Origin of the sequence: Hyphomicrobium sp. CS1BSMeth3 (assembly GCF_900117415.1) — a bacterium.
Taxonomy (GTDB): Bacteria; Pseudomonadota; Alphaproteobacteria; order Rhizobiales; family Hyphomicrobiaceae.
Genome location: NZ_FPEI01000006.1, coordinates 676,908 through 690,150 on the forward strand (window position 1 = coordinate 676,908; position 13,243 = coordinate 690,150).

At 58.9% G+C, this 13,243-nt stretch carries 9 protein-coding genes; 2 read left to right on the forward strand and 7 right to left on the reverse strand.

Features of this window, described 5'->3' with window-relative positions; translation table 11 throughout:
* The first annotated feature begins 319 nt into the window (after positions 1 to 319).
* A complete protein-coding gene (locus tag CS1BSM3_RS18285) occupies positions 320 to 1,234 on the forward strand; it encodes a polysaccharide biosynthesis/export family protein (RefSeq protein ID WP_174263718.1) in 915 nt (304 codons plus the stop codon).
* Between the two features lie 112 nt (positions 1,235 to 1,346).
* On the forward strand, positions 1,347 to 3,089 hold the full coding sequence (locus CS1BSM3_RS18290; RefSeq protein ID WP_072389306.1) for a methyltransferase domain-containing protein: 1,743 nt from the start codon (positions 1,347 to 1,349) through the stop codon (positions 3,087 to 3,089).
* 220 nt (positions 3,090 to 3,309) lie between these two features.
* On the opposite strand, the gene CS1BSM3_RS18295 is transcribed toward CS1BSM3_RS18290, so the two are convergent.
* The 7 genes from CS1BSM3_RS18295 to CS1BSM3_RS18325 form a co-directional block, all read right to left on the reverse strand.
* A complete protein-coding gene (locus CS1BSM3_RS18295; protein ID WP_072389308.1) occupies positions 3,310 to 4,761 on the reverse strand; it encodes a mannose-1-phosphate guanylyltransferase/mannose-6-phosphate isomerase in 1,452 nt (483 codons plus the stop codon).
* A 66-nt stretch (positions 4,762 to 4,827) separates the two neighbouring features.
* Positions 4,828 to 6,105: a hypothetical protein gene (locus CS1BSM3_RS18300; protein WP_174263719.1), complete on the reverse strand. Its 1,278-nt coding sequence runs from the start codon at positions 6,103 to 6,105 to the stop codon at positions 4,828 to 4,830.
* An 8-nt stretch (positions 6,106 to 6,113) separates the two neighbouring features.
* On the reverse strand, positions 6,114 to 8,603 hold the full coding sequence (locus CS1BSM3_RS18305) for a glycosyltransferase family 4 protein (protein ID WP_083528706.1): 2,490 nt from the start codon (positions 8,601 to 8,603) through the stop codon (positions 6,114 to 6,116).
* 26 nt (positions 8,604 to 8,629) lie between these two features.
* Positions 8,630 to 9,835 carry a KpsE/RkpR family capsule polysaccharide export protein gene (locus tag CS1BSM3_RS18310; protein WP_174263720.1) on the reverse strand — a complete coding sequence of 402 codons (1,206 nt, stop codon included), beginning with the start codon at positions 9,833 to 9,835 and terminating at the stop codon, positions 8,630 to 8,632.
* 26 nt (positions 9,836 to 9,861) lie between these two features.
* Positions 9,862 to 10,680: an ABC transporter permease gene (locus CS1BSM3_RS18315; RefSeq protein ID WP_210188807.1), complete on the reverse strand. Its 819-nt coding sequence runs from the start codon at positions 10,678 to 10,680 to the stop codon at positions 9,862 to 9,864.
* Positions 10,677 to 11,972: a glycosyltransferase family 4 protein gene (locus tag CS1BSM3_RS18320; protein ID WP_210188808.1), complete on the reverse strand. Its 1,296-nt coding sequence runs from the start codon at positions 11,970 to 11,972 to the stop codon at positions 10,677 to 10,679. Before CS1BSM3_RS18320 ends, CS1BSM3_RS18315 begins: the two co-directional genes overlap by 4 nt.
* Positions 11,969 to 13,243, reverse strand: a complete 1,275-nt coding sequence (locus CS1BSM3_RS18325) for a capsule biosynthesis protein (protein WP_072389316.1) — start codon at positions 13,241 to 13,243, stop codon at positions 11,969 to 11,971. Before CS1BSM3_RS18325 ends, CS1BSM3_RS18320 begins: the two co-directional genes overlap by 4 nt.

Consider the following 13,243-nt stretch of genomic DNA (forward strand, 5'->3'; position numbering starts at 1 on the left):
TCTTTCTGAAGAGAGGCAGAAAAGGAGACCGGAAAGCGTGAGCAATCCGTGTTCAAATAGGTTGAGCCGCGGGAAGGCGAGCCCCTTGGCGTTGAGCAGCGTTCTGGCTGTAGGGGCGATAGTCTCTGTGCTGTCGGGGTGCGCCAGCCTGCCCTCTAGTGGACCGACCGCGAGACAAATCGAGCAGAGCGTCGTCGACGCAAACGCGCTCGGAATTCAGATTGTTGAGATTACCGCCGAGACCAGGCCGGTGCACGTCGCCGATGTCTCCGAGGCTCCATCCGCCTTGGCATTGACGGGTGAGGCCGGAGCGATTGATTTGGTTGGCCCGGGAGATGTTCTCCAGGTCACCGTCTTCGAAATCGGCACAGCGCTTTTCACCGCGCGCGGTGGCTTGGCTTTGGCCAGTGCTGACGCGAGCGGCGGCGCCCCAGTGGCGGCCGGCGAAACCCTCCCGCCGATCAAGGTCGATCAGCGTGGTGGCGTAACATTGCCCTACGTTGGGCGCATCGCCGTCGCCGGAATGACTCCCGCTCAGATCCAGACTGTCATCACGCAGCGCCTGAAACCCAATTCGCAGCATCCTCAGGCTGTCGTCTCGGTTCGCGACCAGATCTGGTCAACGGTCATGATCTCGGGTGAGGCCAAGCAACCCGGTCGCGTTCCTTTGGTCCTCCGCAACGAGCGCCTCCTCGATGCAATCGCAAAGGCTGGCGGTTCGTCCGTTCCGGCACAGGACACTTTGGTCCGCATCACTCGAGGCGGGCGCGTCGGCACCGTTTGGCTCGACGAGCTCACCACGGCTGCCGCCAACAACATTCTCGTGGTGCCGCAGGACCAGATCCAGCTCCTGAATAGGCCGCGCACGTTCACAGTGTTCGGCGCCACTGACAAAGTCTCCGAGATGCCGTTCCTTCGCCCCGATGTCTCGCTCGCGGAAGCCATCGCCAGGGCAGGCGGCCCTTCGGACAATCGCGCGGATCCGAGCGCCGTGTTCGTGTTTCGCTACGACCGCGCCTCGGTCGACGGACGTCCGCTACCTGACGCAAGACCTATGATCTACCGGCTAGATCTGACGCGTCCCGAGAGCTACTTCCTCGCGCAGACGTTCTGGATGCGTCCGCGTGACGTCATCTACATCGCGAACGCGGCCTCGGTTCAGCCTGCGAAGCTGCTCCAGATCCTCAACCTGATCTTCCAGCCAATCTACACAGCAAAGGTATTGGCGCAATGAACGAGCACGCAACGGCAGAACCTGTCGCTATTGAGAACGTTGCTCCTGCGCTCGCGAAGCCGACGGCGCTTGCCGCACGCCCAACAGCCTTCCTCCAATAGAAGATCCCACAATGCGCTTTCTCGCTGTTGTCGTTAACGGAATACTGGATCTCAAGAACTTCTATCCGCTCTCGCTCGAACTGATGGCAAAGCACTCCATCTTCGTTGACATTGTGGGATTCCGTCCGGCGCTCACCAGTGCTGCATCTCAATACGATGGTCTCATCGTCGGGAGCGATTGGAACCAGAATGCCGAATTAGTTCGCGCATTCAAAGTAGCGGGAAAGACGACTGTCCTTCTTCAATCCGAAGGAATGTTTGTCGAGGCGAAGAAATGGTACGTCGGTAAGGCGCCACTAACGGACTTGGCTTGCCTGTGGGGGCCGGAGCACGCCGATATATTCATGGGACGTGGCTACAACGGAGCTATGGTGGTTACAGGCCCACCTCGGTTTGACACCTACTATAATTTCCGCCCAGCTATGGCTCGCGACAAGGTTTATGAGACTTTGGGGCTGCGCGACCCAAGCAAGCCCTTCATACTATATCTAGGTCAGTATTTTCCGAAGCACGAGTTCGGCAGTGCTCTGTTGCAGAGCCAGATACAGCTAACGCGCTTCGCCGGAGATTCGAGTGCCGACTACTACGCGATAGTAAAGTCGCACCCGCAGGAGGCGCCAAAGTCCTATTTCTCCCGCTCAGAAGTTCTTGGTCCGAACAAGAGCGATCATGTTCTGGTTGCGGATCGAGGATCACATACAGAGGCTATAGAAATTAGCACCCTCCTGCACTTCTCAAGTGGTGTAGTAACGTTCAGCTCCACCGCCGCAATCGAAGCGATGCTGCTCGGTCGACCTGCTGCTGTGTTCGAAGGAGGGCTTTCGTCACCGCTCAGCAATGGACAGATCGCCAGGCTTCCTACGGTTGCAAGTCAGTCAGAGCTGTTACAGGTCATGAATGCGGGCGTCGATACACGCGCGTTTCAAAACTTTATAAGTCGCTTTTTGCCCGGCGCCATAACTGGGCAGTACGCTTCTATTGCTGCGAGTGCCATCGCGACAATGGCTAGGGACACAACCAAAACAAGTGTTCCAGCCGCCCAGTCGGCTCCCGCGGATCTCGCAGAGAGCGATCGCCAGATATCTGATGCGTCCGCGTACCGCTGGGTCGCGATCGATGCCTATACGGAGGTCGCTCGGGCAATCGGCGCTCAACATCTCAATGGTTTGTCGGCAGAGTGCTTGACACCCTTCTGCGCAACGCCGCGAGCCGTTGCGCGCAAGATGAGCACGCACTATCAGGAGCTTCACGAAAACGACAACGGATACCAAGCAAACAATTGGCTTGTGCCGGAACTCCCACATCTCATTGGCACAAAAGCGCGCAGGATACTTGAGATCGGTTGCGGCAATGGGCGCTTCATACGGGCCGCAGCCGAAATTGCTGACACTGTCATCGGCATCGACTTTGCTGCATCGCCACTGCTGAAAGATCTGCCACCGAATGTTCAATTCGTGCAGCACAACGTAGTGACTGAGGAACTCCCTACCGCCGATCTTGCCTGTTCCGCCGATGTCCTCGAACACTTTACCCTAGAGGAGATCGTAAACGTTGTGCGAAAGCTCCATGCTGCGGCCCCGAAGCAATACCATCTCATTGCCTGTTATGACGACGGGCATAGCCATCACACCATCATGCACCCTGGGGCTTGGCTGGCCTTATTTCGCTCTTTCTCGCAAAAATATAAAATTGCAGACGTCCGGCCGAGACGAAATAACCCGAAGCAATTGGTGTGCGTGATAAGCAGCATCTAAGGACCAATGCGGCGTCCCAGCATTAAGGGCTTTTGCCGTTAGTCGAGCGGCGAAAGCATCTTGTGTCTCTCACTCGAGTACGCAATTTCTATTGTTGATAAAACTCGCGGCTACAGCGCTGTTGAATGCCGCTCATTGTGGAGTTCGTTACGCACGCCTTGGTCATGAAACATGGCGGCGCGTTCAATGTATCAGTGGGAATCGCCAAGCGTGTGCGGCTCTATTGCGTCTCATCCGCATCCCGTTGGTAGATGTCGTCTGAGCGGATGATGTCATCCTCGCCGAGGTAGCTCCCGATCTGCACCTCGATCAGCTCGAGCGGCACCTTGCCGGGGTTCTCCAATCGATGCCACTCGGTTGCGGTGATGTAGACACTCTCGTTCTCGCGCACGAGCCGTTCAGCGCCATCAATTGTCACACGCGCTGTGCCCTGCACCACCACCCAATGCTCCGATCGATGATGGTGCATCTGCAGCGAGAGCACGCCGCCAGGCTTGACGTGCAATAGTTTCACTTGGAAGCGCGAGCCGGTACTTAGTTGCTCGAAGAAGCCCCACGGCCGATAGTTTCTAAGATGCTGCTCGTGTTCCCTACGACCCGCCTCCCTCAGCCGTCGAACGACACGGCCCACATCCTGCGCACGTGATTTGTCTGCGACGAGGACTGTGTCGGGCGTCTCGATGATCACAAGGTCCTTGACACCGATGGTGGCAACGAGCGCCTTCTCGCCGCGGATATAGCAGCCCTGAGTATCCTCCGTGAGCGTGTCGCCTTGAAAATAGTTGCCGCGATCGTCACGAGAAGCCGTGTGCCATAGCGAGAGCCATGAACCAAGATCGCTCCATTCAATGTCTAAAGGCAGAACAGATGCCTTGTCTGTCTTCTCCATGACGGCATGGTCCACGGAGATGGCAGGCGACGCGGCGAATGCCTCAGCGTCGAGACGCAGGAAGCCAAGATCCTCGCTCGCGCCGTCAAGCGCCAAGCGCGCGGCCGAGAGAATAGTCGGATCATGACGTTCGGCCTCATCAAGGAAGGTATCTGCCCGGAACACAAAGATGCCGCTGTTCCAAAGATAGCGATCATCCTCGATGTATACGCGGGCAGCCTCCGCGCTCGGTTTCTCGAAGAAGCCTGCGACTTCATAGGCGCGGTGGTCGTTATCGGGGCCCGAATCCGCTCTTAGAATGTAGCCGTAGCCGGTATTCACCTCACACGGCTTTATCCCGAACAAAACGATCCTGCCCTGGCGCGCGACTTCGGCAGCATGTTGGATCGCACTCACAAACGCAGCTTTGTCCGGAATGGCATGATCCGAGGGCATAACGGCGAGCACGGCTGAAGGGTCGTCGCGTGCAGCGATGAGCGCGGCGATGGTGATTGCTGGGGCTGTGTTTCGGGCAGTGGGCTCGAGCACGATCGCCCGAGGCTCTACACCGGCCAGCGACGCGTGCTCGCGGACAAGAAAGCGATGAGCGTTGTTACAGACGATGAGGGGGGAAGAGAATTGTCCTTCCGACGGTAAACGGTTCAACGTTGCCGTGAGAAGGCTGCTTCGCTCTCCATTTAATCCAGTAATGAATTGCTTTGGATACATGGCACGCGATAGAGGCCACAGCCGGGTTCCCGAGCCGCCGGAGAGTACCACGGGGACAATGCGTAGTGGCGACATGCTGTTGCGCTGAGGGGCTGAGTGTCTTGTTCCTATGTCCTGGATCATCGCGGCAATTCCGGGCGCCTATGCGGGCTCACGTTGAGACACAGCAGGCAACCGAGCTTGGAACTCGGCACTGGAGAGGAAAGACTGAACGAGATCTGGAACTGCCATTCCACGTAGAACACCGTCACAATGCGCGGCGAAACCCGCCTCGTCGGGCTCACGATTCAAAAGAAGGCGATAGCAGTACCAGACGTCATCCAGCGTCGCCTCGGCAGTCATTGCAAGCCGCGTGCGCTTGTAGCTCTCTAGCGAATTGGATCGGGACTGGTCCGCCGCCTCTGCCGCGTGCGCGTTGCTGTTCAACTGTTCCTCGGGATCACGTGCGGTCACGGCATGCCCTCTCTTCGCCGCTCGCGCTGCGCCGTTGCCATTGCCCGCAGCAAACCGGATGGCGGGAAAGCCGGCAGCGTCGAACCAGAACCGTCCGTCGCAAACGAGGCTCACAACGACAACAAGGTCCTCATCACCATCAAAACGCGGCAACGCCAGACTGAATGCCGACCGCTCACCGGCCGCCAGAACCGGATTGATGAAGCCACCTCTGGGTTCCTGCGACGCGGTCCCAACTCGTCCCTCCAGGCGGGCGCCGATCAGAATGCGATCCAATCCCGCATCAATCGGATACGATCCAACGTTCCGCACCCATCCCCGGATCTGCAGGCCACCATGCGGCGTTTCCAGAACGGCGTCATCGGCCAACTCGAACGCATAGTGAAAGCGCTTCCGCCATTCCTCTCGAAGGCGCTCTAGAGATGGAAGACCGTCTCCTCGTGCCAGTGCTTCCATGATCGGCGCGAGTCGCGCCGACTGGCGAAGTGCCACGGACAATGCAGAAGACTGCACGTCGCTATAAATGACGATCGGGACAGCACCATCACCGATATCGACGGCCAGTTTGCTCGCGTCGTCATTGCTCCCATTGAGAACATGTACTGTCAGGGAACCACCATCTCCGCGCGCTCGCTGCAGCCCCGCGTATTGGCCGTCAGCACTGCTCGGCGCAACAGCGAACACAGCCTGAGCGCCAAACGATCGCGCACAGCTGATCGCGTCTCCCCCGGCAGCTCCAAACCCCACAACCACACATCGCGCATAAGATGGCCCGTGTTCCGCCATCAGCATTTCGATCAGGTCAATCCGATCGGAAAGCAATCCGCGTGCGATGACCAAGATGCTGTATGACTGGGACGGAGAAGCCAGATTCGCCACGTCTCGGGCGAACGTATCGCCGTCGTCCAGGACAACGAACAAAGCGTTCGTTCCCCCACGACGCAATTCCCATCCGGTGTCACGCAAACCCATCTTCAGAGAGACCCACTGGCACCAGCATAGATCTCCGACACGCGCTCTCGATTGAATGCAAGGTCCTCAAGATTCCCGAGGCTGACGGCTTCGAGAAAGTTATTCCGGGCAATGAGATCGTCGGCTGCGCACAGGAAAAAACCGCAAACGCCGATCGAGACGACGCGTGGATCGAGGCCATCGGTGACCTTCCCCAAGTCTTCGGTCGAGCCGCCACGAATGCTAATCCGGAAAGTTGATCCAGTGACTGGCGAATCCAGCTCGAACATCAGCCACTTAAAAGTACCTGGCTTGAGAACACCCGTCTGAACAATCGATGTTTCCTCAATGCCGATTTCGTATGGGCAGCTTGTCGTCGGCAAGCCATGAATCCTCAGATACAGCCGCCAGCGCTTCGCGTTATCAGGAAGACCAACATTGAGCTCGCCGCCCTGGACTTTTGTCCAGCAACCCCAGTCATCCGGCCCCCACCAGCCCCCACCGGCACGAAACACTTCGGCCGACCTCAGGCCACGCCATACCCGTGTTTCGAAATTACGGACGATCGGATGATAAGCCCCGGACGTAGCCTCGGGAGCAGCGTAATCGCCTTCGAATTCAACTGCTGCTCGGTCTTTTCGCCGCGACACCGCAGCAACCATATCCTCGCCGATATCGGACCATGGACGCGGTCGAAACGACAAGCCGATCTTCTTTTCGAGTGCTTTGCGGTAGCTCTCGTCAAAGACGAGCTTTTCGAGGGCTTCTGTGAGAGAAGCGGCCGACCTTGTCCCAAAATAGACAGCGAAATCCCCGCCAGCCTCGGGAAGTGAGGAGGCTTCAGAAAGCAACGGAACCTTCCCGTAACAAAGCGATTCCGTCACCGGCAATCCCCAGCCTTCGTACCGGCTGGGATACAACGTAAACAGGCACGATCGGTACAGCAGGCCGAGCTCGGCATCGGACAACCCCGATAGCATCACAACGCGTTCGCGCAGCGCATCGTGACTGGCAAGCTTGGCGTAAACAGCATCATTGAGCCAGCCTTTGTTGCCGACGCAGACGAGCTTTGGAACATGTCGTGCGCCGTGCTTACGAATGAGCTCGATCCAAGCCTCAAAAGCACCGATGTGGTTCTTTCGCGATTCGATCGTTGAAACGAACAGGACAAACGGCGCGCGCGCTAGCGCCCACTTTGCTAAGTCGGAGCCCGGCAATTCGGCGGTGCCTGGCTTACGAAAGTCCGCATCGAGCCGGACCACGGAGATGGCATCAGGGGAAACATGATGGCCCAGCATTTCGCCGGCCTTCAGCAAGTCCGCCTTGGTCGACTCTGAATTGACCAAGAAGGCATCTGCGTGATCGAAGACCCCAATGAGCCACGATATGAAATCCTGCGTCAGCTCTTTGGTGCAGTGCTCAGGCGCCATGAGCGGAATCAGGTCATGCACGAACGGAACATAGCGAATGTTCTGCTGCGCCTTGGCCTGTCGAACGAACAGAAAGTAGTTCTGCAGCCACCAGGATGTGCCCAAGTTGATCAGCGTCGCGCCATGCGACATCTCAAGTGGCTCGCTCATGTTTAGCATGAGCTGAAGGCGGCTCAGGGCTGCAAGCCATTCCGGTGCCGAACGGTCTCCATCGACCAGAGCCAATTGCGAGAGAGCACCGAACATCGCCGCCGGCACCTCGACCCAGGCCTCCCGACGCTCCACAAACGCGCAGATCTTCACGCCCCGACGACCCCGCGTGCGCAGCAGGTGCACAATGGTCTCAATCTGGACACGCTGGATACCCGTCGGCAAACGCGCATTGCGAAAGTACGACATCAGATCAGAGACGTCGAAGATGACCACGTCTTCCGCAGCCTTGTTGTCGGCGGGCGCGTCGTCGAACTCGAAGGTCGGCGAGAGGAGTTCCTTGTCAGCAAGGATGGCCTCGAGCGCCTGGGCGCGATCAGACAATCCCGTATCTCTGAGCTGCTCCGCCACGACTGCAAGAGCGGACCGAGCGGCCCCGATTGAGCTCGGCATTGTCGTCCTTTCACTGTTGCTGTCAGCGCTCAGATCTTCGAGGACCTTCAAGATCTCTTCCTGATCGGCTTTGCTGCCCCCTTCCACCGCCAGACGATGCACTTCGCGAAAAACGTCGGGATGCCGAGGACTGAGCCTGGCGGCGGCCATGTAGCTTTGCCGGGCGGCAGCACTTTGCCCCTGTGCGTTCAACAGGTGTCCGAGATGCACAAGTGGCTCGCCTGACTGCGGTCGAAGCTTTGCAGCTTCCAGGTAGGCTGCCTTTGCCTCGGTGGGCTCGCCGCTCTCCTTCAAGGCGTGACCGTATTGCAGCCAGATATGAAACAAGGAAGGATCACGTTCGAGGCTGGTACGATAGGCCATTGCGGCTTGCGGCCAATCCTTGCCGTCGCGCGCTTTGTTGCCCTCGGCGATCGAACGATGGACCTCGAAGGACACAGGAACGCCAGCAGATTTTCGAAGTTTCAATGACGACAGCATGGAACGCTACACCTACTCAGATTTCACTAGGAGACATGCTCGCGAACGCCCGCGACGAGCAATGTGCCGACGCCATAGATCAAGAGCGCAGCCACGAGGGTCGCAAACACCGTCAACCACCGCTTCGGATACAAGGCTTTCTGCGCCAGGTTCGGCTCCACGATACGAACGACATAGAGCTGCTGCCTCAAGGCCTGTTCGCGCGCACCCTGCAAGGCAGAGGCCGCTGCCTCGTAGCGCTTCGCCGCGAAGTCCTGCCGCAACCTGAGGGCCTCGTACGCAGAAAGGGTTGGGGCCATGGAGCCATCGCCGCCCGCGAGTTGGCTCGCCTGACTTCGAACTTGTGTGTCCAATGCACGCACGCGCTCCGTCTGGGCCATAAATTGTGGGCTTTTTGGATCAAGGGTTGCCTTCATCGTCGACAGTTGCGCCTGAGCAATCGCCAACTGCCGTTGCAGGTCCGAAACTACCGTGATTTGAGCGGTGCTCGTGCGCTGTGGGTCGATATCGCGTTCGCCCTGCCGGAAATCGGTCATGCCGGTCTGTGTCGCTGTCACCGCGGCTTCGGCCTGATCAAGCTGCCGTTCCGCGACCTTCAGCGCATTCTCAACTGCACGCTGGTTGAGCATGTTCACGCGCTGCTCGCCAAACTCCAGGAGTGCCTCAGTCAGGGCGTGCGCATCCTCCGGACGGAATGCCCGGACGGCGAGTGTGGTAATACCCGTATCGGAGCTGAAATTGACCTTGACCTGCCGGCGATAGTATCTGGCCAGATCCTCCGCCATAGGCTCGCTGTACCAGAGGCGCGCTATCACATCGGCTTCCGGCCTCCGAAACATTGCCGTGAGATCCATGCGCCTCTGCAGGGCAGCAACCGCATCATGTGACGTCAGATAGTCGCCGACGCTCAACGACTCCGATTGCGACGGATTGAGCCCCGCTCCCAGACCGAACATCTGGGCCAGCCCGGAATTGAATCCGGAGTTGCTTTGTGAAGCTGTCTTCACGACGAAATGCGCTTCAGACTCGTATTGATCGGCCGCGATGGCAAAGAAATAGACCGCTGACAGGAGGGTTGGCAGTGCGACGACGAGCATAAAGCCACGCCACTTTCGGAGCTTCTGCAGGATCTCGCTTCTCCGCTTCGCCCGCGGTCGCTCGGGCGAAAGAGGGAGCGGACCAGCGTCCATGAACTCCGGTACTCGTTGGCGAAGCGAGACTGAGCCTTCCATGATTGGAGCCTCCGCGAGCATAGTCATCAGCTCAGATGGACATAGCGGCGTGTAACCCGAACAGTCGCTAGTCCGGCGAATGTCAACGACAAGCACCAGGCGATCAGATACGGCAGATCAACATATCGATCGTCGAGGCTGTAGAACTGCCCATAGCGGAGCAGTTCGAACATCTGCACCATGGGAAACCAGTACAGCCATGAGCGATAGGGCTCTGGTATCCACTGCAGGGCAAAAAAGCAGCCGGATATCGGCATCATCAGATACATGACCGGATGCAACAGCCGCTCGGCTAGGTGGCTCGCATGGCACAGCGAGCAAAGCAGGAGCGATAGTGAGAACGACCACCACCACAACAATAGAATGGCAGCCGCCACGATGATTGGCCGCGCTGGAAGATTGCCATGGCCCGATAGCCACAATGCAAAGAGCAGGATCGCCATCGTTGCGACCGCTGCGCAGAAGTCCAGGACTGCGCGCGCAAAAAGCATGTCAAAAATGGTGACGAAGCGGTGATAGAGAAGGGGCTGGTTCGAAATCAACGTGCTCTGCGCCCGCTGCGCGATTGATCGAAACATCATGAACCCGACATAGCCGATCATCGCGAGCGGGATTGGCTGCAGATCTATGGCGCCATGATTCCCGGATCCCGAATGCATGATCCCGACCGCACCGCCAAGCAGCAATGGTTCGCCGAGGAACCAAAGGAAGCCGATATTGTTGCGCCCAAACCGAGTGTGGAGCTCGCGTAGAATCAATGCGCCGATCACGTGACGTTGCACGTCTAGCCCGTTGAGGAACTCGGTCAGCGTCATCGGACGTCGATTGCGCGCTATCCGGCTCATCGGCTCATCTCCGCAATGAAAGCCAGGGCACCCTTCAGATGCGTGTCCCAGGATGGAGATTGCCAACCGGCGAGTCGGGACAGCTGCGCGGCCCTGCGCGCTGATGTCGAAGGCATATAGTCGAGGATGGTCCGCAGCCACGCGGTCCCGTCCAGCGGATCCAGATACTCCGGGACATCTCCGCCGGCCTCGCGCAAAGCCGGCAGATCGCTGGCAATGACCGGAACTCCAAGGCTCAGCGCTTCGGCAACGGGCAGTCCATAGCCCTCTGAGAACGAAGGCAGCAGCACAGCCCTTGCGCCGAGCGTCAGTTCGCGAAGCGTCCCGTCGGGGACGCGGCTATACTCCTCAACCACTCCGCTGAAGCTAGGTGTGCGATCGAGGAGGTCCAGAACCATCTCGTTTTCCCAGCCCCGTCGCCCGACCAGGACGAGGCGTGGAACGGCCTCCGGCGCCATCGTCGCGATCATGCGCCGCCAAACGTGCAAGAGCAGCAGGTGGTTCTTTCTGGGCTCAATGGTCGCAATCGCGAGAAAATAAGGTCTCTGCGTTCCGCTGTCGTTCTGAGCGCCTCTGGCGTCGAACGGATCTGGAACCCCGAGCGGCAGCGCCCGCACGGGAACAGTCCGCCCCGATGCCGCAAGGAGTGGAACGATGGCACGCTTCGTCGCTTCTGAATTCGCAAGAACGCCTGACGCCAGGGCAACGACCGTTTCGAATTTTCGACGGAACAGCGCGGCACCCGATGGCCTCGCATATTCCGGATGTTCGAGCGGGATGATGTCATGAACGAAAGGCAGGAAGCGCGCCTGCTCGCGCGCCAACAGCCTTTCTATGACGCTGCGCCGTTCCAAGCCCCGCGAAGAGCAATGCAGATAGATGCGAGATCGAACTGCCCTGTGTTTCTGCGGCCGCGGGAGCAGCTTGAGGCAGGCAGCTGCTGCACGTCGCCACCGCCTGGCGGTCGTCTCATCCTGCCCCTCGAGACGCCAGCGTTCCGCGGTCAAGTGCAGGAAATCGACGGCCGCGCCCCTGGAGACGCGACCGCATGGGCCGGCAGGATGAATAAGGGCGAAGGCAATCTGATCGGGAATGATGCGCAAGAGTCCTAATGCGTACGCCATCTCCACGCGATCGACGCCGGTCGGCGTTGGATGCAGGACACGCGACAGCAGACGCGATAGATCCAGCAGAATTTCGCAATCCGTGGAAAGCGACAGCTGCTTCTCCGGGAGAAGCAACTTCAATTGCGGAGATGCTCGGCGCATCGGTTTCAACGCTACGACGCTCATTCCGCAGCCACCCAAGATATTCTGGGCGTCAGCCGAACCGTACGCTGAGACCCCCAGCGAAGTGGCACGTGTTCCCCGTTCAGAATGCGATCGGCTGCAGTCGCCACCAAGGGCGCAAGCTCTTCGTTTGCATAGAAGCCGCCTGGCAAAAGGCACTGCGCCACAAGCACCCGACGAAATGCTGCGTAGAGATCGATGTCAGGGGCAACCGGTGAGGACCAAAACTCGTCGAGAGTTCCCGGATGAACGAGGCCGGGAATCGCATAGATCGCTCGCCCAAGCGTGATGACGGGCACGCCCGCAGCAAGTGCGAGCGTGCCCGTCGTGCTGTTGACGGTGACGACACCACGGGACTGACGTACCAACCGATCTATGTCGCCGGTCTCGATGAAGAGAACGCGGTCGGCGATCCCGAGAGCTTGTGCATAGCGGACCGTGTGTTTGCGCCAATCGACTAGGCCGTTGTCCAGAGGATGTGCCTTGACCACGAGAGCCTTGTCGGCCGGGGCGCGAGCGGCAAATGACGCCATGACCTCAGCTAGCGCCGCCTGCATGCCGTCGAAGTCCGAATGCGCGCGCAGCTGGTAGTCCGACTCCAGCTGGAGCGGCAACAGAAAGTACGTGCTCGGCCGAAGACTGCGGAGGATCGCGTTTGACGTTGCAAGGCTCGTCCGCCTCCGCACGAGACGTGCAAGCCAGCCCATAGACTCCACGAGCGGAGGACGAGGTCGATGTGTGCGATAGTGCGGAAAGCTCCAGGCCAGCAGCGTGAACGACACGTAGTGAACAATCGTCTCCCGCACACGGCGACGCATGCTCGATGGAAGCGGAGGGCCGTCTTCGACTGGTGGAAGCTCAACCGCTTGGCGACGATACCACTCCGGATCGGATGACAACGGCGAGAAGCCGTTGACCCCACCTTGCTCGAGCGTCACCCAGTCGGGTCTGAGGTATCCTTCTTCGAAGACGTGAACCAGAACGCCAAGTCCTGCCGCGATACCGCGTGCCGTCCGGTGCAATCGACGGCAATCACCAAACAAGATGATATCCGTGATTGCGTGCTCACGCAGAAACGTCGCTAGATATGACGGCCAGTCCCTTTCCGATCCGCGAAAGTTGACTGCTCCATTTCCCGGCCAATCCCACTGGTCACCGCCGTTGAAGTTGATGCGGTACACGCAGCAGCCCTTTGCAGACAACGCACTCCCCAGCCGAAAGAAGAAAGAGCCCGGAAGTCCCTGCAGAAACAGAATGTGGCGGCCGCTGTACAT

Coding starts and splice junctions, on each gene's coding strand:
- CS1BSM3_RS18290 (WP_072389306.1), top strand. CDS start 1,347: ATGCGCTTTCTCGCTGTTGTCGTTAACGGAATACTGGATCTCAAGAAC.
- CS1BSM3_RS18295 (WP_072389308.1), bottom strand. CDS start 4,761: ATGTCGCCACTACGCATTGTCCCCGTGGTACTCTCCGGCGGCTCGGGA.
- CS1BSM3_RS18305 (WP_083528706.1), bottom strand. CDS start 8,603: ATGCTGTCGTCATTGAAACTTCGAAAATCTGCTGGCGTTCCTGTGTCC.
- CS1BSM3_RS18310 (WP_174263720.1), bottom strand. CDS start 9,835: ATGGAAGGCTCAGTCTCGCTTCGCCAACGAGTACCGGAGTTCATGGAC.
- CS1BSM3_RS18315 (WP_210188807.1), bottom strand. CDS start 10,680: ATGAGCCGGATAGCGCGCAATCGACGTCCGATGACGCTGACCGAGTTC.
- CS1BSM3_RS18320 (WP_210188808.1), bottom strand. CDS start 11,972: ATGAGCGTCGTAGCGTTGAAACCGATGCGCCGAGCATCTCCGCAATTG.
- CS1BSM3_RS18325 (WP_072389316.1), bottom strand. CDS start 13,243: ATGTACAGCGGCCGCCACATTCTGTTTCTGCAGGGACTTCCGGGCTCT.